This is a genomic window from Streptomyces sp. NPDC111507 (assembly GCF_055638955.1).
Genome location: NZ_JBVKBU010000005.1, coordinates 275446 through 297826 on the forward strand (window position 1 = coordinate 275446; position 22381 = coordinate 297826).

A 22381-nucleotide genomic window follows, 5' to 3' on the forward strand; every position below is an offset into this window, starting at 1 on the left:
AGAACTGGCTGACGAGCCGATGGAGATCTGACTCATGGAGAACCGAAGGAGAACTGGCTGATGGAGAGCTGGCTCGACCTGTCCGTGCCCGTGGTCACCGGGATGCCCGTCTATCCGGGTGACCCGGAGGTGGAGGTCTCCAGGGCGTTGCGGGTCGCCGAGCACGGAGTGAACGTCCTTCGGCTGCACATGGGGTCGCAGTCCGGTACGCACGTCGACGCGCCGTACCACGTGGACGAGGCGTGGCCCACGTTGGACGATCTGCCGCTGGAGCGGTTCGCGGGGGCGGCGGTCGTCGCCGACGTCCGTGGTCTGCCGGCGCGGGCGCCGATCACTCCCGGCCTGCTCGCCCCGGCCCTCGGCCTGCTGCGGCCCGGTTCGATCCTGCTGCTGGCCACCGGGTGGTCGCGCTACTGGGGAACCGAGGACTACCTCGCCCATCCCTGGCTCACGCCCGAGGCGGCGGAGGCCGTGGTCGCGGCGGGGGTCCTCACCGTCGGGATCGACGCGCTGAGCGTCGATCCGACCGGTCCTGTGGATCTCCCCTCCCACCGTGTGCTGTGCGGAGCGGGGGGTGTGATCGCCGAGAACCTGACCGGGCTCGGAGGCGTCGCGGACGCGCAGGCCGCGGGGTGTTCAGCGGAGGTGTTCCTGTTCCCCTTGCGCCTCGCCGGGGCCGACGGGGGCCCGGTCCGGGCGACGGCCCGCATCACGCCCGGCGCGCGGTAGTTCCTGTCTGGGGGTGCGGTCGTCGGGTACGGGGCCCTGCCTGGGGGTGTGTTCGTCGGGTGCGGGTCCCTGCCCGGGGGTGCGGTCGTCGGGTGCGGAGGTGGGGGCTGGTCGCGCGGTTCCCCGCGCCCCTCGGGCGGGGCTTCGCCCCGGATACCGGCCCGCCCGGATTCGTTTGGCTGCGGGCCGGTGGGGGCCGTTCGCGCAGTTCCCCGCGCCCCTAAAAGCCTCGCCCCGGCCGCCGTTGAGAGCGCACGTCACTCACCCCATCCGGCACTTGAGGACGAGCCCTTCGGGCGACGCGGGGGGGCAGGGGGCCGCACCCCCGGCGGAGGTTCAGGGGCGCAGCCTCCCGGCGGGGTGCGGCGGCGGAGCCCCGCGGGACGTCCAGCAGCACAGCCCCGCGGGGGCCGGGGGCGCAGCCCCGCCGGAGGGCCTGGGCGGCAGCCCCGGGTGGGGTGCAGGGGCGCAGCCCCGGGAGGGGTGCAGGGGCGCAGCCCCCGGTGGGATGCAGGACCGCAGCACCCGGTGGGGTGTACGGGTGTAGGGCCTTCGGGGTCGGGGTTGAAGGGGCGGAGCCCCTGGGGATGGGGCGGGTAGGGGCGGCGGGGGCGAGGAGGTTACGGCCTGATCGTGCGGGCGATGTCCAGGGTGAGGCGTTGCCAGGGGTCGCGGGGATCACGGGACGTCAGGGCGTGGATGCGCCGCAGGCGGTAGCGCAGGGACTGCGCGTGCAGGTGGAGCACCCGCGCGGCGGCGTTCGCCGAGCCGGCGTCGATGTACGCGGTCAGCGCCTCCATGAGATGCCGCTGCCCCGGGTCGGTGAGCGGCCCGAGAACGAGGCGGGCGACCTGGTCCGGCGCGGCGGCCGGATGCCCGCCGAGCAGGGCGAGGACATGGGCGTCGGCGTCCGTGAGCACACGCCCCGGCCGGTGCGCGTGGGCGGGCGCCGTATCGAGGGCGTCGGCGGCGAGCCGATGCGCCACGGCGACCCGGTCCAGGCTCTCTCCGGTGATCGCACAGCCCCGCCAGGACCGCGCGCCCAGCACCGCCCCCGCCCCGGCGGCAGCGGCACCCGGCAGCAACAGAACGGCACGGGAGCCACGTACCGTTGCGGACGAAGCCACCTCGTCCCCCGGCACGGCCAACGCCTCGAGCAGCCCCGTCGCCGCGTCGAGCGCCATGTCGGGACGCTCCGCGCCCACCGGCTCGGCCACCAACAGACAATAGGGATCCGGGAGTTGGATCCCCAGCCGGGTCGACCGGTCGCTCAGCGCGCCGACCGAGGCGTGCCGCCCGGCGATCAGGTCGTCGAGCAGCAGCCGCAGTGCCCGGTCACGGTCCGCCGCAAGGTCCTCGTCGGTGGCGGCGTACGCCGTGGTCATCTCCTCGGAGAGGGTGTCGAGCGCGGTCAGCAGCATCCGGGTGAGAGCGAAGGCGTCCGGGGCGGCGAGCCGGGGCGCGCGGGCCGCGATCTCGTCGGTGAGGACGGTCGCCGCCACCCGGTAGGCCCGCAGCACCGCCTGCACGGGTCGCCCGTCCGCCGCGCGGGCCGCCGCGATACCTCGCAGGCGCCGCAGGTCCGACGGTTCGAGCGCGCCGTCGGTGACCCACAGGTGGAGGAGCCGCTCCAGGCCCCAGGCCGCGATCGCCCGTACCTCCGGCAGCCGGCTGTCGTCGAGCGCGGCGTACACCGGGACCTGTTCGTGGACCGCCGAGACGATCGCCGCCACGACGCGCGGATCGGCGACCATCTCCTGCCGGACGTGTTCTCTGGCGGCAACGGGCTGACTTGTCACAGGGTGATGATTCCAGCCGCGCGATGTGCGCACCACGGTGGACGTGCCTTGTCACCTTCGCCAGGATCGACGGCGTACAGCGCGGTCTCAGGGACGAGAGGCGGGACGTACGGATGGCTAAGCATTGGGCCGACTTCCAGTACGAGATCTATCTGAACGGAATGACGGGCGCCGTACCGCGGCTGCCCACCGATCTGACCCGGCTGGAGGAGCTCACCGAGCAGCGGCTCGGGCCCGGTCCGGTCGGCTACGTGGCGGGCAGCGCGGGCAACGGGAGCACCGCCCGGGCCAACCGGGCCGCCCTCGACCGGCGCCGGATCGTGCCGCGCATGCTGCGTGACGTACACGAGCGCGATCTGTCCGTAGAGGTGTTGGGTCGCGCCTTGCCCGCGCCGCTGGCGCTCGCGCCCGTGGGCGTGCTGTCGATCATGCATCCGGACGCGGAGTCCGCCGCCGCGCGGGCCGCCGCGGCGCAGGGCGTCCCGTACATCCTGTCGTCGGCCTCCAGCACGCCCATGGAGCAGGTCGCGGAGGCGATGGGCGGGGCGGAGCGCTGGTTCCAGCTGTACTGGGCGAAGGACCGCGAGGTCACCCGGTCCTTCCTGGACCGGGCGAAGGCGGCCGGGTTCACCGCGCTGTTCGTCACCCTCGACACCCCGCTGCTGGCTTGGCGTCCGCGCGACCTCGACCAGGCGTATCTGCCGTTCCTGCACGGTGTGGGCACGGCGAACTACTTCTCCGACCCGGCGTTCCAGGCGGGTCTGGCCAAGCCGGTGCACGAGGACCCGAACGCGGCCGTGATGCACTTCGTCGGCATGTTCGCGGACCCGGGCAAGACCTGGCCCGATCTCGCGTTCCTGCGGGAGAACTGGGACGGGCCGATCGTCCTCAAGGGCATCCTGCACCCGGACGACGCCCGGCGCGCCGCCGACGCCGGGATGGACGGCGTGGTCGTCTCCAACCACGGCGGCCGGCAGGTGGCGGGGTCGGTGGCGGCGGCCGACGCGCTGCCACGGGTGGTGGAGGCGGTCGGCGAACAGCTGACCGTCCTCTTCGACAGCGGCATCCGATCCGGCGACGACGTCTTCAAGGCGCTCGCGCTCGGCGCGCGAGCCGTGCTCGTCGGACGCCCGTACGCCTATGGGCTGGGCCTGGACGGACAGGCGGGCGTCGAACACGTCGTCCGCTGTCTGCTCGCTGAGTTCGACCTCACGCTCGCCCTGTCCGGGCACGCCCGCCCCGCCACCCTCGGCCCCGACGACCTGATCGAGGAATCCGCATGAGCACGACCGACACCCCCCACACGGCCCGCACGACCGACACGACCGACCCGTCGGTCACCGCGGCGGCGAAGAACGTCCTGGCCGTGGTCTCGGCCCACGTCGGCGGTCGCGCCGCCGGCGCCGCGCTCGCCGGCGTCTTCGCCGGCGAGGCCAAGGTCACCGTCGTGGAGACGACAGACGAGGACCCGGCCGCGCTGCGCGAGGCCCATGTCATCATCACGGGTCTCAGCCCGGTGACCGCCGAACACCTCGCCGCCGCACCGGACTTGGAACTGGTCCAGTGCGCGAGCCACGGTTTCGACTACGTCGACCTGGACGCCGCCCGCGCCAAGGGTGTGCCGGTGTGCAACATCGGCTCCAGCGGCGCCGAGAAGCAGAACGTGGCCGAGCAGACCTTCGCCCTCATGCTGGCCCTCGCCAAGCAGCTGGTCCCGGCGCACACCGCGCTCGTCGACGCCGACTGGGCGCTGCCGAGGCTGCAGCGGTCCATCACCGAACTGTCCGGCAAGACCCTCGGCATCGTCGGGCTCGGCCACATCGGCGAGGAGGTCGCCCGGCGCGCGGTCGCGTTCGACATGAGCATCGTGTATGCCGGTCCGCAGTCCGTCGGCGCGGAGGCCGAGGCGCGGCTCGGCGGCGCCCGTCATGTCGAACTCGACGAACTGCTGCGCACGTCGGACTACGTCACGCTGCACGCCCCGCTCACCGAGGAGACCCGGCATGTGCTGAACGCCGAGCGGCTCGCGCTCCTCAAGCCGACCGCGTTCGTGGTCAACACCTCGCGGGGCGCCCTGATCGACCAGGACGCCCTCGCGGACGCGCTCGAGGCGGGTGCCCTGGCCGGGGCGGGCATCGACGTCTTCGACCCCGAACCGCCCACCTCGGCCCTGCGGTTGCTCAAGTCCCCGAACGTGGTGTTGTCGCCGCACGTCGCGGGCGTCACGCGCGAGACGCTCGTACGGATCGCGCTGGCGGCGGTCCAGAACGCCGCCGACTTCGTGGCGGGCAAGCCGCCACGGGACGTGGTGTCCTAGGTCCTGTCGTCACCTTCCCGTCGTCCGCCCGGCGCGTCCCGTTACAGTCCCAACCCCTCTGCCAGGGACGAGAGTTGAGCGGTCAGCGGAAGCGCGGGCCCGGCGCTCGTGCGGTCGCCGACCGTCACGGAACGGGGCTCGGCGGAGGACTCCGAAGGAGTCGCCGACGGGTCGGCCCCGCCGTCCGTCGGCGACTCGCTGGGCGACGCGCTCGGCTCATCGGCCGTGCTCCGCGGGGACGGCGGTTTGCTGACCGGCCGGGTCGAGGAGCTCGCCGTCCCCGCGATCGACAGCGATCCGGGGTCGGCCGAGGCGGAGTCGGTCCGCCACCGCTGCGCGTCGGAGCCGTCCCGGTCCTTGACCACGATGTCGGCGTTCGGATCGGTGGAACTGGGCGTGACCGCGAGTCCCTCGCGCGAGCGGGACAGCAACTCGCCCCGCACGGTGAGGTCGTAGCGCACGTCACCGCCCCGCGCGGCGCTGTTCGCGACGCAGCGGTCCAGGGCGACGACACCGTCGTCGGCGTGCGAGTCCAGGCACAGCGCGGGGTCGGCGACGCTGCGCAACAGGCCGTCGCTCTCGTACGACCACTGCTGGGTCCAGGCGGACGAGCAGACCGCCAGCTCGGCCTCGGCACCGACCTCGGCCTTTCCGCCCCGGATGTCGAGGCAGAGATCGGCGGCGAGGTTGCGCAGCCGGGTCTGCTCGGTGCTGGTGGGCAGTCCGGCCGAGGTCGGGGGCGAGGAGTCGGCGGAGGGGTCCGGGTCGACCGGGCTGGGCGAGACGGTGTGGCTGCTGCCGACACCCGTGGAGGCGGTCGGGTCGGCGCCACCGTCGCCGTGGGACCACAGGCTGATGGTGAGCACGGTCACGAGCAGTACCGCCGAGGCCGTGCCCGCCCCTGTGAGCAAGACCTTCGAGTGCTTCTGGGCGATCTGGGCCAGCCGTCCGGGCGCGGGGATCTGCGCCAGCAGACGATGCCGGCCGGCACTTCCAGGACGCCCGCCGGTACCCACGCGCCCGCCGGTACCCGCGCCTCCGCCGGCGCCCGCCCGTCCGACGCCGAACGCGGCCCCCTCCTCGGGGCGCATCGCTTCCCGCACACGCCCCGGGCGTGCGTCGAGGTAGCGTCGCGCGCCCCAGCCGAGCACCGCTTCGGCGAGGAGAATCCCCAAGCCACCCTCGAAATAACCGAGTTGCTCGGCCGCGTGCCGACAGTGGCGGCACTCCCCCAGATGCTGTCGGACATCCGGCAGCAAGGCGCCCCCACGACGAATCGGGACGTCGAGCAGCCGGTTGTAGAAGCCGCATTCCTTGCTCGGCGCGAGTTCCCGGTGGGCGCGCACACATCCCTGGCGGAATTGCTCACGGGCCTGCTCCAGAGCGGCCGACGCGGTGTCGACGTCCAGGCCCGACAGACCGGCCGGTACGGAAATGTCCTCGGCCTCGACCTCGGTGTGCCACAGCAGGCACTGGGCGAGGGGCGGCAAGGCATGGAAAGAACGCTCGGCGAGCTTACGATTTTCGGTGGTCATGGACTGCGCCGCCCGCATACCCCGCCCCCCGGCGGGTTTCCTCAAATCCGGCAGAACGCCGGATATCCGGTCCTCGCCGGACCACTCGTTGACGGTGTCCCGCACGGTCACGAGGAGCCGGGGCCGCAGGGCCGCTCCGGACTCACCGCGTATCAGGCAGTCGAGGGCGTAGTGGAAGGACGTCGCGGCGACCATCGAGGCGACGTTCGAGGAAGAGGCGAGGCAGATGGCCGCGTAGTCGTACGTCGGCTGCCAGTGCCGCGCCATCAGCAGGGCGACGGACTGCGTGGCCTCGTCCTCCGTCCGGCCTCTCAGCCGCGCGGCGAGACTTTCGTCGGACTCCCCGGGAGCACCGCCGGGAGGATAGGACGGGCGAGGGGGGTGGGGGGTGGGCACAGAGCGGGTTCCTTCCACGGTGCAAGGTGGTGCACAGAAATTCCTTGGTCGCCGAAAAGGGAGCCCCTGCCTGGTGCACACCTTTTGACGGAGCGCCGGGAAAATGGCCGCCGGCCCGGAATACTGAACACCGATTTCATACCCGGCCATTGACCCGCGCGGTAAGTTCACCCTCGCACAACACGCTCACGACCAACAAGGCACTTGGGCAACATCCGCATATTGAAAGATAGTCAGTAACTGCGCCAACTCACTGCGCTCGCACCGGTTTTCGAAATTTCCCGCGCCACGTTCACGCGCCTCACCGCGGCACCACGTTCATACGCCATGGGGTGCTCAAGCGCCCCGTGTGAACCGCGCGCTCACTCCGGAGCCCGTCGCACGCTCCCGGCGCGCGGACCTCCGTAGTCCACTGGAACCCGGCCCTTCTCGGAGGCCCCGCGCAGGACGGCGGCTCTCCCGCGCGAAACCGGCCGCCGGCCCCGATCCTCCCGCCCTCGGCCGGCGGCCTCGGGGGCGACAGGCGGCCGCGCGGCAGGTGTCAGATCTGCCAGGAGCGCAGCCGGTCGGCCGCGCCGTAGACGTCGGCCTTGCCGGAGATCAGATCCCGGGCGAGATCGACGAGCGCCCCGTAGGGCGGGTCGATCCCGACACCGCTGACGAACATGTACGCCACCGCCGCCGAACAGGCAAAACGCGCGTTGGCCGCCGGAAGCGGCTTCAGCAGGGCCAGGGTGTGCAGAAGAGCGGCGGCGCGCCAGGCCGGGTCGGAGTCGACTCCGAGGCGGGGCGGGTCCACGCGGTGCCGGGCCACCGCGGCGACCAGGGCCGAGAAGTCGTTGACCGTGGGCTGGTCGGGCAGCACCTCTTCGTGGCGCTGTAGCAGCCACGGCACGTCGATATGAATGACGGGAGCCATCGCTCAGGCCGCCCGTCCCTCACCCCTGCCAGGAGGTTCGTCTTCGGGGAAGGCGGCCGCGAACTCGTCGGCGTGCGCCGTGAAGAAGCGGCGGAACACCTCCGCGCCCTCCTTCAGCGCCCGGTGCCGCACAATGTCGGCCGCGGCCGCCTCGCGCACCAGGGCCTTCATCGACGTACCGCGCTCCTTGGCGATCTGCCGGAGGTCCTCGAGTTCACGGTCACTGAACTCCACATTCAACGCTGGCATGCCACCACGGTACCGCGAGGGTACTTACTCGTAAATATCACCTGCTCAAGGGGTATGCGCGGCGGTACCGCGAGCCGATTCGGCGAGGCCACGTACGGGCGCTCGGCGGCGGCCCCGCTCCGGAGGGCCGGATGGAGCGGAACCCCGCCTGGGCGCTTCCGCGCTCTCAGGCCCCCCACAGGCCGCGCCTGCGGTAGCCCGCCTCCCAGAACAGCTTGTTGAGGACGCGTACGGGCGGCGGGAGCGCGCCGAGGAACCGGGCGCGGTCGGCGGGCGGCGCTCCGTCGACGATCCACGGTACGAAGAGCGCGGCCCCGCGCACGCCCTGCGTCTTACGGATACGGCCGGTGAACGCGCCCCAGTCCGCGAGCGTCAGCACCTCCCGGATGAGCGGCAGAGCACTCTCCTCCTCGTGGGCGAGGTGGTCGTCGAGGGCCAATGCCAACGTGCGGACCAGGGCGGGGAGTTCGGCCGACCGGTCCTTCAGGGCCGCGTCGACGGCGGTGAGCCGCGGGTCGAGGAGGGCGTGCTCCGCCTCCATCTCGGCGAGGAGGGCGACGTCCCGGGGACGGCCCGCGACCTTGCGCTCCACGCGCGGCCACAGATCGCTGTCCTCGGCGGTGTGGTGGATGTGCAGCTGATGCCTGAAGTTGTCCCAGCCCGCGCGGACCTCGGGGGTGAAGGCGGTGCCGTGGGCCGCCGCGTCGCCGAGGCGTTCCAGGTCGCGGCGGAAGGCGTCGTGGGCTGCGTACATGACGGTGAGGTCGACAGTGCCGGCCGCGGCTTCGGTGGTCATGAGGTCGCTTCCTCCAGTTCGGGTGCGTAGACGGGCAGGGCGTGCGGGTTGGCCGACGGGCCGCGGTGACCGCGTACGGCGAGGCAGGTGAGCGCGCCGGTCAGCAGGACGGCGGCCGAGACCAGGACGGCGGGATCCATGGCGTGCACGAAGCCGTGGCCGAAGACCTGGGCGCCCAGCGCGCGCATGCGCTCCGCGATGTCGTGCGGTACGCCCTCCGGCAGCCGTGCCGCCTGGCGCGCGTTCACATCGGTCCCCGCCTGGGAGAAGCCGCCGACGAAGCCGTCGCGGTAGGCGGCGGGCAGTTGTCCGGCGCGCTGTCGGGCCTGGTCGGTGAGCGAGGAGGCGAGCTGGGCCTGGAGCACGGCGCCGACGACGGCGCCCGCGAGCACCGAACCGACCTGCCGCAGCGCGTTGTTGACGCCGGATGCCGCTCCGGAGAGCTTCGCCGGTACGTTGCGCATGACCTCCGTGGCCATCGGTGCGAAGGTGCAGCCCGCGCCCAGACCCGCGAGGAAGAGGGGGAAGGCGACCGCGGTCCAGCTCGACCCGACGTCGGCCGCGGCCACGATCCACACCAGGGCCGCCGTCCACGCGAGCAGCCCGGTCATCAGGATGAACTTGCCGCCGATCTTGTCCGCGAGGACTCCGGCGGGCCCGGCCATCACGAACGAGCCGAGCGCGAGAGGCAGCAGTACGAGCCCGGACTTGAGCGCGCTGAAGCCCAGGACGGACTGCAGATAGATCGTCAGCGGCAGGAACATCCCGACGATGCCGAAGGACACGGTGACGCCCACGAAGTTGATGAGGGTGAAGTTGCGGTCCTTGAAGAGTGAGAAGGGGACGAGCGGGTCGTGGCCCTGCTGGCCGCGCTCATGGCCGAGGAAGGCGGCGAAGAGGAGTGCCGCCGCGCCGAACAGCGACCAGATCCAGGTGTTCCAGTCGTAGCGCTGCCCCTCCGTCAGGCCGAAGGCCAGGCAGAACAGGGTTCCCGAGGCGAGCAGCACGCCCAGGGTGTCGAAGCGGTGGCGTACGGTGCGCCGTGAACCGGGGATGACCGCCGCGGCCAGGCCCAGCACCACGACCCCGAGCGGCAGGTTCACGAAGAAGATCCACCGCCAGTCGAGGTGGGTGATCAGCGCGCCGCCGATGATCGGGCCGAGGGCGCCGGAGACGCCCGCGACCACGCCCCAGATGCCCATCGCGGCACCCCGCCGGTCGGCCGGGAACACCTCCGCGATGATCGACAGGGTCTGCGGCATGAGCAGCGCCGCGCCCAGGCCCTGGACCGCGCGGAACGCGATCAGCTGCGCCGGATTCTGCGCGAGGCCGCAGGCAAGGCTGGCGAGGGTGAAGACGGCGACGCCCGCGAGGAACAGGTTGCGTTTGCCGCGCAGGTCGCCCAGGCGGCCCGCGGTGATCATCAGGACGGCCAGGGCGAGGGTGTAGGCGTTGACGACCCACAGGATCTCGTCGAGGGAGGCGTCGAGGTCCTGGCCCATGTCGGGGATCGCGATGTTCACGATCGTCAGGTCGAGCAGGGTCATGAAGAAGCCCAGGGAGAGCGTGACAAGGATCGCCCATGGGTTGCCGTGCCACTTGTCGTGCCACTTCTTGAACACGGTGTCTTTCTCCTTGTGTCGAGGCATCGGACTCGCGTTCAAGAGGGCGTGGGCTCCGACCGGTGTGACGCCCGGCAGGCCCCGTGAGACGTACGTCACATTTCACCCTCCGGACGTCACATTCGGGCCCGCTTCTCCCCTCGCAGTAGTGAGCGCACCAAGGGAGGCAAGGCATGTCCGAAAGCCCCGCGGCCGGGACGGCCGACGGCGCGACGCAGGTGTTCGTCGACCACCGCGAACTGCTCTTCGCGATCGTCTACAACATCCTCGGCAGCGTCGCCGACACCGACGACGTCCTCCAGGAGACCTGGCTGTCCTGGACGGGCCGCGCCCACCGCACCCCGCTGGAGGGCATCACCAACCCGCGCGCCTATCTCGTACGCATCGCCGTGAACCACGCGCTCGCGCGGCGCGCCGCGATCAGCCGCCGCCGCGAGACGTATGTGGGCCCCTGGCTGCCGGAGCCGCTGCTCGACGAGCCCGCCCCCGAGGACTCGGCCGACGACCGGGCCCTGCGCTCGGAGTCGGTGTCGCTGGCGATGCTCGTGGTCCTCGAGTCCCTCACCCCGCTGGAGCGCGCGGTCTTCGTCCTCAACGAGGTGTTCGGCTACGCGCACACCGAGATCGCGGAGGTCATCGACCGCAGCCCCGCGGCGGTACGCCAGCTCGCGCACCGCGCGCGGGAACACGTGCACGCCCGTCGGCCGCGCTACCAGGCCCATCCGCGCGTCCGCCGGCAGGCGACCGAGCGCTTCGTCGAGGCCGCGCTCGGCGGGGACATCGCGGCGCTGATGGAGATCCTGGCACCGGACGTCACGGTGTGGACGGACGGCGGCGGGAAGGCCTCGGGCGGGCTGCGTCCGGTGCACGGCCGGGACAAGGCGGCGCGGCTGTTCGCCGGTTACGCGACCCGGCGCAGCACCGGCTTCGACCTGCGCTACCGGCGCGTCAACGGCGACGACTCCGCCGTGCTCTTCGAGGGCGAGTCGCCGTACGCGGTCATGGTCATGGACCTCACCGCGGACGGCGAGCAGGTGTCGGGCGTCTACATCGTCACCAATCCCGAGAAGCTCGCACATGTGCGGCGCGACGACGAGAACCAGGAGACCGGTGACGACGAGATCGGCGTCGAGGAGGGGGAGCACGCATGACCGCCACGGACCACCGGCCCGCGAGGGCGTCCTCCGGCGAACGCGTCGCCGACTGGTTCGACGGCCGGCTCGGTGTGTACGCCCTCGGCAGGCGCTATCTGCGCAAGGTCTTCCCGGACCACTGGTCCTTCCTCCTCGGCGAGATCTGCCTGTACAGCTTCGTCGTGCTGATCCTCACCGGGGTGTACCTGACCCTGTTCTTCCACCCCTCCATGAACGAGGTGACGTACCACGGCGCTTACGTCCCCCTGAACGGCATCCGGATGTCGGAGGCGTACGCCTCGACGCTCCACATCAGCTTCGACGTGCGCGGCGGACTGCTGGTCCGGCAGCTGCACCACTGGGCCGCGCTGGTCTTCCTCGCCGCGATGCTGACGCACATGATGCGGCACTTCTTCACGGGCTCGTTCCGCAAGCCCCGCGAGGTGAACTGGGTTTTCGGCTGGACGCTGCTGCTCCTCGGTCTGTTCGAGGGCCTCTTCGGCTACTCGCTGCCGGACGACCTGCTGTCCGGGACGGGGCTCAGGTTCGTGGACGGGGCGATCCTGTCGGTACCGGTGGTCGGCACGTATCTGTCGTTCTTCCTGTTCGGCGGGGAGTTCCCCGGCCACGACATCGTGGCCCGGTTCTACTCCCTGCACATCCTGCTGATTCCGGGGATCATGGCGGCACTTGTCGTCGCCCATCTGATCCTCGTCGTGTACCACAAGCACACCCAGTTCGCGGGCCCGGGGAAGACCGAACGCAACGTCGTGGGCACCCCGTTCCTGCCGGTCTACCTGGCGAAGGCGGGCGGCTTCTTCTTCCTGGTGTTCGGTGTCCTCGCGCTGATCTCGGCGGTGGCGACCATCAACCCGGTCTGGTCGTACGGTCCTTACCGTGCCGACCAGGTGTCGACGGGCGCCCAGCCGGACTGGTACCTGGGCTTCGCCGAGGGCCTGGTGCGCGTCATGCCGGGCTGGGAGATCAGCGTGGCGGGGCACACGCTGGTGCTCGGTGTGCTGATACCCATCGTCGTCTTCCCGCTGCTTCTGGTCGCCATCGGCGTGTACCCGTTCATCGAGTCGTGGGTCACGGGAGACCGGCGTGAGCACCATCTCCTCGACCGCCCGCGCAACCGGCCGGTGCGTACGTCGATCGGAGCGGCCTGGATCAGCCTCTATCTGGTCCTGCTCGCGGGTGGCGGCAACGACGTCGTGGCGACGCGCTTCCATCTGTCGATCAACACCGTCACCTGGGCGGTGCGGATCTCCCTGTTCGTCGTCCCGGTCGTCGTCTTCGTGGTCACCCGCCGCGTCTGCCTGGGGTTGCAGCTGCGGGACCGGGAACTGGTGGCGCACGGCCGTGCGACCGGCGTCGTCAAACGCCTGCCGCACGGCGAGTACGTCGAGGTGCACCGCCCGCTCGGCCCGGCCGAACTCCACACGCTGACCGAGCACGAGCACCGGGACCGGTCAGACCACCGGGATCTCCAGACGGCTGACCCGCAGCCCGCCCTCGACGGCGCCCGGGTGCCCGCTCGCCATGAGGAGCCGCAGCCGTGAGCCGCGCACCCGGTCGAAGGTGATCACGGTCGGCGCGTCGGACGCGGTGGCCCAGTCGACGGCCGTTCCCTCCACCGGCACATACCGCCTGCCGTCCCACACCGCGACCTCGACCGACGCGGGCCGTGTGTGCGTCGCGTCGACGGTGAAGGAGACCTCGACGCGGTCGACCGCGCGGGGACGGGCCCAGGCGACCGAGACCCAGTCCTCGGGGCGGGCCCCGCTGAAGGCGGGCAGCAGAGCCGTAGCCGACTTGTAGAAGGCGTTGGACCACCCCGTCGCCGCGTCGCCGTCGAGCATGGCGGCGGGCAAGGTGTCCGGACGGCCGGAGTAACTGGCGTCCGCGAACGGCTCGTTCGGGGCGCCGGGACCCGGGTCCGGCCGGAAGACCGCGGGCGAGGTGGTCGCCTTCGCGCGTGCCGGGGTGGTGCGTACGGTGAGGGTGGCGCCGCGTACTCCCTCGGAGCGTGCCGTCACCCTGAGCGAGCCCGGCCGCGTGCCGGATCGTACGATCGCGAGTGCCTTGCCGTGGAAGGCCGTTCGGGTGCTCGCCTGATAGCGCTCGGCGCTCTCCTCCCGGCCGTTGTCGAGCCCGGCGAGCGAGCCGCCGCCGATGTCGAAGGCGATCAGATGCTCCGCGTCGGGCACGACCGCACCACGGGCGTCGACGACCTCGGCCGTCACGAAGAGCAGGGACCGGCCGTCGGCGGCGAGCGATGTGCGGTCCGGCGTGAGGCGTATCGCGTGCGGCGCCCCGGCGGTGCGCAGGACGTCCGTGGCGACCGTACGGCCGTCGCGGCGGGCCACCGCCTTCAACTCACCCGGCGCGTAGGGCACTTTCCAGGTGAGGTGGAGCTTGCCCGCGCTGCCGTTCGGGCTGGTGTAACTGCCCGGGTAGGGGCCCGAGGTGATGGTCTTGTCGTCGCCGGTCGCCTCGGTGGTCTCCAGATAGGTACGGCCGTCGGTGGTCGTCTTGGTGTCGAACCTCCGTGTGCCGAGGGACTTCCCGTTGAGGAAGAGCTCCACGGTGTCGACGTTCGCGTACGCCCAGACCTCGACGGTGTCGCCGGCCTCGTGGTTCCACGTCATGGGCACCAGATGGACCATGGGCTCGCTCACCCACTGGCTCCTGAACAGGTGGTACATGTCCTTGGGGAAGCCCGCGGTGTCGACCGCGCCGAAGAAGGACGCCTTCACCGGGAACACGTCGTACGGCGTGGGTTCCCCGATGTAGTCGATGCCCGACCACAGGAACTCCCCCGCGAACCACTTGCGGTCCCGGTCCTTCTTGTGCCCGTACTCGCCGCTCATCGTCCAGGACGCGAGGTTGTTGTCGTACGAGGAGACCGCGCGCCGTCCCGGGGTGTGGTTCTCGCCGGTGTTGAGGTGCTCCGGCTCCTGATAGGCGGAGCGGGTCGAGGTCTCGGACGACGACTCCGACTCGAAGAGGAAGAGGTGCGGATAGGCGGCGTGCAGGGCGTCCACCGACTGGGCGGTGTTGTAGTTCAGACCGAGCCCGTCCAGCTTGGCGAGCATGAGGTCGGCAGCGGAGCCCTTCGTGGGCACGCGGTGGTATTTGTTCGAGCCGATGACCAGCGGCCTGGTGTCGTCCGCCGCCTTGATCGCGGCGATGATCCGGTCCGCCATCGCGAGGCCCGGGGTGGAGGTGGAGTCGGGGATCTCGTTGCCGATGGACCACAGGACCACGGCGGGCGAGTTGCGGGCCGCGAGGACCATCTCGGTGGCATCCCGCTCGCACCACTCGTCGAAGAACCGGCCGTAGTCGTATCTCGTCTTGCCGGTCCGCCAGCAGTCGAACGCCTCCACCATCATCACGATGCCCAGTTCCTCGCAGACCTGGATCATCTGCGGCGAGGGCGGGTTGTGCGAGGTGCGGAAGGCGTTGACGCCCATCGACTTCATGATCGTCATCTGCCGGCGTACGGCGTCGACGCTGATCGCGGCGCCCAGCGCGCCCTGGTCGTGGTGCAGGTCGACGCCCTTGATCTTGGCGTGGACGCCGTTGAGGTGGAAGCCCTCGTCCGGGTCGAAGCGGAAGGTGCGGATGCCGAAGGGAGTGCGGCAGGTGTCGACCCTCGCGTCACCGACCCGCAGTTCGGTCTCCAGGGTGTAGCGGTGGCCCGGAGTCGCGAAGTCCCACAACCGGGGCCTGGCGACGGTGAGTTCATGGGTCTCGTCGGCGTGGTCGGCGACCGCGACCATGCTCGACGTACGGGCCGCCGTACGGCCGTCGGGGTCGACGATCCGCGAGATCACCTGGACCTCGGCGGCGGCACCGGACTCGTTGACGACGGTCGTCCGCACCCGTACGACCGCCCGCTCCGCCGTGATGTCCGGCGTGGTGACATACGTGCCCCAGCGCTGGACGTGCACCGGTTCGGTGACCGTGAGCCGGGCCTCGCGATAGATGCCACTGCCCGAGTACCAGCGGCTGCTGGGCAGTTGGTTCTGCACCTTCACCGCGATGACGTTCTCGGTGGTGCCGTCCGTGTGCAGCAGACCGGTGAGGTCGAAGGCGAACCCCGTGTACCCGTAGGGGTGGTGGCCGACCTCCTCGCCGTTGCAGTACACGTGCGAGTCCATGTAGACGCCGTCGAACTCCACGGAGATCCGCCGGCCGGCGAGGGCGGGCGGCAGCGTGAAGGTGGTGCGATACCAGCCGAGGCCGCCCGGGAAGAAGCCGGTGCCACTGGTGGTGCCGTGTTCCGTGGTGGGGGTCTGTTCGATGCTCCAGTCGTGCGGAACGGACACTTCGCGCCAGGCCGAGTCGTCGTAGCCGGGCTGCGCGGCGCCCTCGTACGCGCCGGTGGGGTCGGTGATCCCACCCGGGTTGACCAGCGCGAAGCGCCAGCCGTCGCGCAGCTCGACCGAGCGGCGGCCCGCGGCGCGCCCCGGCGAGTCCGCCCAGGCGTCGGCGGCGCCCAGGAGCGATCCGGCCGCGGGTGCGGCGGTTCCTGCGATCAATACCGATCTTCGAGTGACCGACATGGCGGCTCTCCCTACTCAAGGGCCCATAAGTCATCACAACTGATCGTGAACAAACAGATTCTGACGGGGTGACACACAGCCCCGTCAAGGGTGCGGCACCCACTTCCGCCCCTCGCATCACATCGGCCGGAATCCGTCGTACCGATGTCCCCCTGGGGCCGCCCGTGTGCCGGGTGCGGAACGCGCGTACGCACTAGGCTGGAACCCGAGTGACGCGCCTGTTCACTGTGAGTGTCCGCAATGGAGTGGCGACGATGAGCCCGGTCCACCCACTCGACGAGGCTGCCACGGCACGGGCGGTCATCGACGGGAACGGCACCCTCCTCCGATGGAGCGAAGGGGCCCGCCGTCTACTGGGCCATGCCCCGGAGGAGGTCGAGGGGCGGCCCGCCGCCGATCTGCTGGCCACGGACACACCCGTACCGGCCGTACCGACCGGTAACCGCTGGAACGGCAGCCTCGATCTGCGCCACCGCGACGGACACACCGTCTCCGTGTGGCTGCTCGCCCACCGCAGGCAGCCGCGGGACGGCGGCCCGGCCACCTGGCTGGTGGTCACCCCGCTCGAGGCCCGCGGCCCGCGCGCGCCGGACGACCCGCTGACGACGGCGGTGCTGGCGCAGTCCCCGTGCCCGATGGCCGTCTACGACGACCGGCTGCGCCTCTTCGGGGTGAACGACGCGATGGCCGACGTGATCGGCCTCCCCGAGTCCCGCATCCAGGGCCTGAGGTTCTCCGAGATCGGCGGCAAGGAGGAGAGCGAAGCCCTCGAATCACAGCTGCACGAGGTCCTCGTCACCGGAACCGGTCGGGACGTGGAGACGTTCATGCAGACCGGCGGCGAGTACCACGCGCACGCCTGGCTCGCCCGGATCGCCCCGCTCACCGACGCCCAAGGCCAGGTACGTGGAGTGTGCCTGGCCGCGCACGACTTCACCGAGCAGTACAACGCCCGGGAGCGGCTGCAGCTCGTCAACGAGGCCAGCGTGCGCATCGGCACCACCCTCGACGTCACCCGAACGGCCCAGGAGCTCGCCGACGTCTGTGTGCCCGCCCTGGGCGACTTCGTCAGCGTCGACCTGCTGGACCCGCCGGAGCACGGGGGCGAACCCCACCCGGAGCCGCCGACCGTGCCGATCAGGCTGCGCCGCGCCGCCCACCAGTCGGTGAACCCGGGCTGCCCGGAGGCGGTCGTCAAACCCGGCCAGGTCGATGTCTACCCCGTCCACTCACCGCAGGCGGACTCCCTCACGGCCTCCCGGACCATCGTCGCCCCCGACGACACCGCCACGCTGGCGGAGTGGCTCTCCTGGGACGAGGTACGCGGCGCCCGCATCGCCGAGTACGGCCTGCACACCAGCATGTCGGTGCCGATCAAGGCGCGGGGCCAGACCCTCGGGGTCGCCGTCCTCACCCGGTTCCGGCGCCCCGATCCCTTCACCCCCGACGACGTACTGCTGGCCGAGGAGGTGACGGCCAGGGCCGGCGTCTGCATCGACAACGCCCGGCGCTTCTCCCGGGAACGGGAGACCGCCCTCGCCCTCCAGCGCAGTCTGCTCCCCCAGTCACTGCCCCGGACGGCCGCCGTGGAGGCGGCCTCCCGCTATCTGCCCGCCGCACGGGCCGGAGTGGGCGGCGACTGGTTCGACGTGATCCCGCTGTCGGGGATGCGGGTCGCCATGGTCGTCGGCGATGTCGTCGGCCACGGCATCGCGGCCTCCGCCACCATGGGACGGCTGCGCACCGCCGTCCGTACGCTCGCCGACATCGACCTCGCCCCCGACGAACTGCTCACCCACCTCGACGACCTCGTCCTACGGCTCTCCACGGAGGCCGGCGCCGAGGGCACCACCGGCGAGGTCGGCGCGACCTGCCTGTACGCGGTCTACGACCCGGTCTCACGGCGCTGCGCCCTCGCCCGGGCCGGCCATCCGCCGCCGGTCATGCTCCCACCCGGGGGACCGCCCCGGCAGATCGAGCTGCCGGCCGGTCCGCCGCTGGGCCTGGGCGGACTGCCCTTCGAGTCCGTCGAACTCGCCCTCCCCGAGGGCACGGTGCTCGCGCTGTTCACCGACGGCCTGATCGAGAACCGCGAGCGGGACGTCGAGGCCAACCACGAGCTGCTGTGCCATGCCCTGGCGGAGTCCGCGGACTCCCTGGAAGGCGCCTGCCACGACATTCTGCGGACCCTGCTTCCGGTGGGCGGGGCCCAGGACGACGTGGCGCTGCTGCTCGCCCGGACCCACGGGCTCGCGCCCTCCCAGGTGGCGACCTGGGACATTCCCGCCGACCCCGCCCTGGTCGCGCCGATCCGCAAGCAGGTCGTCGACCAGCTCGCCGCCTGGGAGCTGAGCGCCGCGACGTTCACGGCCGAGCTCGTGGTGAGCGAACTGGTCACCAACGCCATCCGCTACGGCGAGCCGCCCATCCGGCTGCGGCTCATCCACGACGCCGAGACCCTGATCTGCGAGGTCTCCGACAGCAGCCACACCGCGCCGCATCTGCGCCGGGCCAAGACCTACGACGAGGGCGGGCGCGGGCTGCTGCTGGTCGCCCAGCTCACCCAGCGCTGGGGCAGCCGCCACACGGCCGACGGCAAGACGATCTGGGCGGAGCTGACGCTCCTCGGGGAGTTCTGACGACATCGACGCAGGTCCGAAGGGTCGGTGAGCGGGGCGAGGCGCGGCGTCTGATCTGATGGTCGGGCACCACGACTTGTGTCCCGGAGGACCGAACCCTGAACACCCCGCTCGCTGAATCCCTGTCCGTCGTCCTGCTCGTCGCCGTCCTAGTCTGCGCGGTGGTCCGCCCCTTCGGCTGGCCGGAGGCGGTCGTCGCGGCCCCGGCCGCCCTGCTGGTGATCGCCACCGGCGCGATCTCCTGGGACCACGCAGGCGCGGAAGCGGGTCACCTCGGGCCGGTGATCGGTTTCCTGGCGGCGGTACTGGTACTCGCCAAGTTCTGCGACGACGAGGGGCTCTTCCACGCCTGCGGCGCATGGATGGCCCGCTGGGCGGCGGGGCGGCCGGGGCGCCTGCTGACCGCGGTCTTCGCGCTCGCCTCGGCGATCACCGCGGTGCTCAGCCTGGACGCCACCATCGTGCTGCTGACCCCGGTGGTGTTCGCCACCGCCGCCCGGATGGGCGCCCGCCCGAAGCCGCACGTGTACGCCTGCACCCATCTGTCGAACACGGCCTCGCTGCTGCTGCCGGTCTCCAACCTCACCAATCTGCTCGCCTTCACCGCGAGCGGTCTCAGCTTCACCCGGTTCGCGGCGCTGATGGTGCTGCCGTGGCTGGTGGCCATCGGGGCCGAGTACGTGGTCTTCCGGCGCTTCTTCGCCGGCGACCTGGCAGCGGCCGTGCCCGAGCCGACGACCGGGGAGCCGCCGGAGCTGCCCCTGTTCGCGCTGGTCACCGTGGGCTGCACCCTGGCGGGGTTCGTCGTCGCCTCCGCGCTGGGCGTGGACCCCGCCTGGTCCGCCGCGGCGGGGGCGCTGGTGCTGGCCGCCCGAGCCCTGCTGCGCGGGCGCGCCACCCCGCTCACCGTACTGAGGGCCGCCTCTCCGGCCTTCCTCGTGTTCGTGCTCGCGCTGGGCATCGTCGTCCGTGCCGTGGTCGACAACGGACTCTCCGACGCCCTCGGGCATCTCCTCCCGCACGGCAGCGGGCTGCCCGCGCTGCTCGGGATCGCGGCGCTCGCCGCCGTACTGGCCAATCTCATCAACAACCTGCCCGCGGTCCTGGTGCTGCTGCCGCTGGCCGCCACCTCCGGCTCCGGCGCGGTGCTGGCCGTACTCCTGGGGGTCAACATCGGCCCCAACCTCACCTACGCCGGTTCCCTGGCGACCTTGTTGTGGCGGCGTATCGTGCAGGAGCACGACCACGGCGTCGATCTGCGGGAGTTCACCCGGCTGGGTCTGATCGCCGTGCCGGCGGCGCTGGTTCCCGCCGTACTGGCACTGTGGTTCTCGCTCCGCTTCATCGGGGGCTGAACCATCGCACAAGTGAGGGCCGGAGGCTGATGCTCATGCGGGTGGTCGTCTGGCTCGTCGAGGGGACCTGGCCGGCCTGCGTGGACGCCGTGCGCACGCACGCGCCGCAGGCGACCGAGGTCGTGCTGCTGCATGTCAGCGAACCCGGGGTGCCCGGACTGGCGCACGGCGCCTTCGCCGGGCTGCTCGGCCGGGGGCACGCCGAGCGCGATCCCGGGAACCGGCTGGAGGCCCTCGGCGCCCGGTCGGCGGCGCGGCTGCTCGACGCGGCGGCCGAGCGCCTCGGCCGCCCCTGCACCCGCCAGGAAAGCACCGGGCGCACGGAGCATGAGGTGGTCGCCGCCGCCGAAGGCGCCGATCTGCTCGTGGTGGCCCGGGACGGCGACCGGGCCCGGCTCGGGCCGCACAGCCTGGGCAGGGCCGGGCGGTTCGTCGTCGACCACGCGCCGTGCCCGGTGCTGCTGATCTGGCCCGAGGCCACGCCTGCCGTCACGACGATCCCGCCGCCTCCCCCGCATGCTCCGGATCCCCCACATCACCCGCGCCCCCCGCACTCCTAGCGATGCCCTTCCGATAGGCGCCCGGTGGAGTCCCGTAGCGCTGCCGGAAGACCCGGCTGAAGTGGAACGCGCTGGTGAATCCGGAGGCCGCGGCCACCCGTTCCACCGGGAGCTCGGTGGCTTCCAGGAGCCGGGCCGCGTGCAGCAGCCGGGCCTCGCGCAGCGCCCGCATCGGGGAGCGGCCGAGTTGCTCGGTGAACAGGTGGGCGAACCGGGACGGTGAGAGCGCGACCGTGCCGGCCAGCGAGCGGACGGTGTGGGGCGCGCCCGGGTCCGCGGCGATCACCGCCTCCGCATGGCGGACCCGGGCGTCGAGATCGGGGCGGCGGCGCTCCGCGCGGGCGGCGGCGAGCAGCACGATCTCCTCCAGGGAGCACAGGGCCAGCTCCCGGGCGGCGGTGCCGTGCGCCACCGCGACCTCGCCCGGGGCGGGTTCCGCGCCCTCGGGCGGCAGGCCGTCCCCCGTCCAGCGGGCGTCGGTGAGCATCCGGCGGAACGCCGCTTCGATACGTTCCCGGGCGGGCGCGGGTCCGACGGCGTACAGGCCGTCGTCGAGGGCGTGGGGCCGCAGCCAGCCGGTCCAGGACGGGCGGGCCTGGCAGTGCGCCCACCAGAACGCCCAGTGTCCGGCGCCGGGTTCGACGGCGTAGTCCTGCGGCACGCCGGGCCCCAGGACCACCAGGTCTCCTGCGCCGGCCGCCGTCCGGGCCGCTCCCTGCCGGAGCCGTCCCCGTCCGCCCGTCGTCCAGGTGAACAGCCAACTGTCGCTGCCCCGGGGCCGGTTGACGCGGTATCCCGGTCCCTGGTCGAAGCGACCGACGGTCACCAGGCCCGGCGGCGGGGACGGGGCAGCAGGCTCGGGCAAGTCCTCAGCACGCACGGGCATCCTCCCGGGGGGCTCGTCGACCTAGCGTGAGGCACCTGGGACTCCGGTAGGAAGGGACGGGCGGATGACAGTCACGGACATGGGTGGGCCGCGGTGGTCGGACTTCGAGGAGAACGGGTTCGTGGTGGTGCGCGGCCTGTTCACCGGCGCCGAGATCGACGAGCTGTGCGCGGAGTTCGCGGCCCTGCACGCCGCCGGGCCGGTCCCGGGGCACTTCGAACCCCGCGCCACCGGGACCGGCGGTCCGGCGGATCCGCTGGATACCCATCCCCGGGTCATGCATCCGCACCGCATCAACGAGCTGTCCCTGCGCCGCCTGCTCGATCCCCGGTTGCGGCGGATCCTGGAGACCCTGCTCGGCGAGGAGGTCCTGGCGGCGCAGAGCATGTTCTACTTCAAGCCCCCCGGGGCCCGGGGGCAGGCGCTGCACCAGGACAACTTCTATCTGCGGGTCGAACCGGGCACCTGCGTGGCCGCCTGGATCGCGTGCGACGCGATCGACCGGGAGAACGGCGGCCTGGAAGTGGTGCCGGGCACGCACCGCATGGACCTGTTCTGCCCGGAGGAGGCGGACGCGGAGCTGTCCTTCGTACGGGAGTACGTCCCGCCGCCGCCCGGTCTGGCCGTCGCGCCCGTCGACATGGCACCGGGTGACGTGCTGTTCTTCAACGGCAGTCTGGTGCACGGCTCCGGACCGAACCGCAGCGCCGACCGCTTCCGCCGTTCCTTCATCGGCCATTACGTCGGCCGCTCCACCCATCACATCGGCCGCCATTACCCCACGCTGACGATGGGCGGTGAGCCCGTCGCCCTGTCCGAGAGCGAGGGCGCGGGCCCGTGCGGCACGGAGTTCGCTCCGGCGGCACCGCACTGAT

17 protein-coding genes are annotated in these 22381 nt (G+C 71.8%); 9 read left to right on the plus strand and 8 right to left on the minus strand.

Annotation, left to right across the window (positions count from 1 at the left end; all coding sequences use genetic code 11):
* Positions 1-60: 60 nt before the first annotated feature.
* A complete protein-coding gene (locus ACZ7M2_RS22415; protein WP_471596739.1) occupies positions 61-729 on the plus strand; it encodes a cyclase family protein in 669 nt (222 codons plus the stop codon).
* A gap of 620 nt (positions 730-1349) precedes the next feature.
* Here the strand turns inward: ACZ7M2_RS22415 and ACZ7M2_RS22420 are convergent.
* Positions 1350-2528: a PucR family transcriptional regulator gene (locus tag ACZ7M2_RS22420; protein WP_471596740.1), complete on the minus strand. Its 1179-nt coding sequence runs from the start codon at positions 2526-2528 to the stop codon at positions 1350-1352.
* Between the two features lie 113 nt (positions 2529-2641).
* Here ACZ7M2_RS22420 and ACZ7M2_RS22425 point away from each other — a divergent pair, with 113 nt between their 5' ends.
* Both ACZ7M2_RS22425 and ACZ7M2_RS22430 read left to right on the plus strand, forming a co-directional pair.
* Positions 2642-3811, plus strand: coding sequence for a lactate 2-monooxygenase (locus ACZ7M2_RS22425; protein ID WP_471596741.1), 1170 nt, complete (start codon positions 2642-2644; stop codon positions 3809-3811).
* Positions 3808-4845, plus strand: a complete 1038-nt coding sequence (locus ACZ7M2_RS22430) for a 2-hydroxyacid dehydrogenase (RefSeq protein ID WP_471596742.1) — start codon at positions 3808-3810, stop codon at positions 4843-4845. The genes ACZ7M2_RS22425 and ACZ7M2_RS22430 overlap by 4 nt, the downstream gene beginning before the upstream one ends.
* Positions 4846-4886: 41 nt before the next feature.
* Here the strand turns inward: ACZ7M2_RS22430 and ACZ7M2_RS22435 are convergent, their stop codons facing one another.
* The 5 genes from ACZ7M2_RS22435 to ACZ7M2_RS22455 all read right to left on the minus strand — a co-directional run bounded on the left by ACZ7M2_RS22435 (position 4887) and on the right by ACZ7M2_RS22455 (position 10362).
* On the minus strand, positions 4887-6776 hold the full coding sequence (locus ACZ7M2_RS22435; RefSeq protein ID WP_471596743.1) for an RICIN domain-containing protein: 1890 nt from the start codon (positions 6774-6776) through the stop codon (positions 4887-4889).
* Between the two features lie 541 nt (positions 6777-7317).
* Positions 7318-7695, minus strand: a complete 378-nt coding sequence (locus ACZ7M2_RS22440) for a toxin Doc (protein ID WP_355431836.1) — start codon at positions 7693-7695, stop codon at positions 7318-7320.
* Positions 7696-7698: 3 nt separating this feature from the next.
* On the minus strand, positions 7699-7944 hold the full coding sequence (locus tag ACZ7M2_RS22445; protein ID WP_054234230.1) for a hypothetical protein: 246 nt from the start codon (positions 7942-7944) through the stop codon (positions 7699-7701).
* Positions 7945-8110: 166 nt separating this feature from the next.
* Complete coding sequence (locus ACZ7M2_RS22450; protein WP_471596744.1) at positions 8111-8740, minus strand: hemerythrin domain-containing protein; 630 nt, start codon at positions 8738-8740, stop codon at positions 8111-8113.
* Positions 8737-10362 carry an MFS transporter gene (locus tag ACZ7M2_RS22455; RefSeq protein ID WP_471596745.1) on the minus strand — a complete coding sequence of 542 codons (1626 nt, stop codon included), beginning with the start codon at positions 10360-10362 and terminating at the stop codon, positions 8737-8739. Before ACZ7M2_RS22455 ends, ACZ7M2_RS22450 begins: the two co-directional genes overlap by 4 nt.
* A 173-nt stretch (positions 10363-10535) precedes the next feature.
* On the opposite strand from ACZ7M2_RS22455, the gene sigJ reads away from it, so the two are divergent.
* Both sigJ and qcrB read left to right on the plus strand, forming a co-directional pair.
* Positions 10536-11513 carry an RNA polymerase sigma factor SigJ gene (gene sigJ / locus ACZ7M2_RS22460; RefSeq protein WP_471596746.1) on the plus strand — a complete coding sequence of 326 codons (978 nt, stop codon included), beginning with the start codon at positions 10536-10538 and terminating at the stop codon, positions 11511-11513.
* Positions 11510-13057 carry a cytochrome bc1 complex cytochrome b subunit gene (gene qcrB / locus ACZ7M2_RS22465; protein ID WP_471596747.1) on the plus strand — a complete coding sequence of 516 codons (1548 nt, stop codon included), beginning with the start codon at positions 11510-11512 and terminating at the stop codon, positions 13055-13057. The genes sigJ and qcrB overlap by 4 nt, the downstream gene beginning before the upstream one ends.
* Here the strand turns inward: qcrB and ACZ7M2_RS22470 are convergent.
* Entirely contained in the window at positions 12968-16066 is a 3099-nt protein-coding gene (locus tag ACZ7M2_RS22470) for a glycoside hydrolase family 2 TIM barrel-domain containing protein (RefSeq protein ID WP_471596748.1), read from the minus strand. The two genes, qcrB and ACZ7M2_RS22470, sit on opposite strands and share 90 nt — an antisense overlap.
* A 254-nt stretch (positions 16067-16320) precedes the next feature.
* On the opposite strand from ACZ7M2_RS22470, the gene ACZ7M2_RS22475 reads away from it, so the two are divergent.
* The 3 genes from ACZ7M2_RS22475 to ACZ7M2_RS22485 all read left to right on the plus strand — a co-directional run bounded on the left by ACZ7M2_RS22475 (position 16321) and on the right by ACZ7M2_RS22485 (position 20620).
* A complete protein-coding gene (locus ACZ7M2_RS22475; RefSeq protein ID WP_471596749.1) occupies positions 16321-18705 on the plus strand; it encodes a SpoIIE family protein phosphatase in 2385 nt (794 codons plus the stop codon).
* A 98-nt stretch (positions 18706-18803) separates the two neighbouring features.
* A complete protein-coding gene (locus ACZ7M2_RS22480; protein ID WP_471597014.1) occupies positions 18804-20060 on the plus strand; it encodes an arsenic transporter in 1257 nt (418 codons plus the stop codon).
* Between the two features lie 35 nt (positions 20061-20095).
* Positions 20096-20620, plus strand: coding sequence for a universal stress protein (locus ACZ7M2_RS22485; protein ID WP_471596750.1), 525 nt, complete (start codon positions 20096-20098; stop codon positions 20618-20620).
* Here ACZ7M2_RS22485 and ACZ7M2_RS22490 read toward each other — a convergent pair.
* Positions 20550-21506 carry a helix-turn-helix domain-containing protein gene (locus tag ACZ7M2_RS22490; protein ID WP_471596751.1) on the minus strand — a complete coding sequence of 319 codons (957 nt, stop codon included), beginning with the start codon at positions 21504-21506 and terminating at the stop codon, positions 20550-20552. The two genes, ACZ7M2_RS22485 and ACZ7M2_RS22490, sit on opposite strands and share 71 nt — an antisense overlap.
* Positions 21507-21570: 64 nt before the next feature.
* Between ACZ7M2_RS22490 and ACZ7M2_RS22495 the strand changes: the two genes are divergently transcribed.
* Complete coding sequence (locus tag ACZ7M2_RS22495) at positions 21571-22380, plus strand: phytanoyl-CoA dioxygenase family protein (protein ID WP_471596752.1); 810 nt, start codon at positions 21571-21573, stop codon at positions 22378-22380.
* Position 22381 lies beyond the last annotated feature (1 nt).

Bases quoted from the DNA above. Each gene is read 5' to 3' on its own strand.
- ACZ7M2_RS22415 (WP_471596739.1), top strand. From the start codon at position 61: ATGGAGAGCTGGCTCGACCTGTCCGTGCCCGTGGTCACCGGGATGCCC.
- ACZ7M2_RS22425 (WP_471596741.1), top strand. From the start codon at position 2,642: ATGGCTAAGCATTGGGCCGACTTCCAGTACGAGATCTATCTGAACGGA.
- ACZ7M2_RS22430 (WP_471596742.1), top strand. From the start codon at position 3,808: ATGAGCACGACCGACACCCCCCACACGGCCCGCACGACCGACACGACC.
- ACZ7M2_RS22440 (WP_355431836.1), bottom strand. From the start codon at position 7,695: ATGGCTCCCGTCATTCATATCGACGTGCCGTGGCTGCTACAGCGCCAC.
- ACZ7M2_RS22445 (WP_054234230.1), bottom strand. From the start codon at position 7,944: ATGCCAGCGTTGAATGTGGAGTTCAGTGACCGTGAACTCGAGGACCTC.
- ACZ7M2_RS22450 (WP_471596744.1), bottom strand. From the start codon at position 8,740: ATGACCACCGAAGCCGCGGCCGGCACTGTCGACCTCACCGTCATGTAC.
- sigJ (WP_471596746.1), top strand. From the start codon at position 10,536: ATGTCCGAAAGCCCCGCGGCCGGGACGGCCGACGGCGCGACGCAGGTG.
- qcrB (WP_471596747.1), top strand. From the start codon at position 11,510: ATGACCGCCACGGACCACCGGCCCGCGAGGGCGTCCTCCGGCGAACGC.
- ACZ7M2_RS22470 (WP_471596748.1), bottom strand. From the start codon at position 16,066: ATGTCGGTCACTCGAAGATCGGTATTGATCGCAGGAACCGCCGCACCC.
- ACZ7M2_RS22475 (WP_471596749.1), top strand. From the start codon at position 16,321: ATGAGCCCGGTCCACCCACTCGACGAGGCTGCCACGGCACGGGCGGTC.
- ACZ7M2_RS22485 (WP_471596750.1), top strand. From the start codon at position 20,096: ATGCGGGTGGTCGTCTGGCTCGTCGAGGGGACCTGGCCGGCCTGCGTG.
- ACZ7M2_RS22490 (WP_471596751.1), bottom strand. From the start codon at position 21,506: ATGCCCGTGCGTGCTGAGGACTTGCCCGAGCCTGCTGCCCCGTCCCCG.
- ACZ7M2_RS22495 (WP_471596752.1), top strand. From the start codon at position 21,571: ATGACAGTCACGGACATGGGTGGGCCGCGGTGGTCGGACTTCGAGGAG.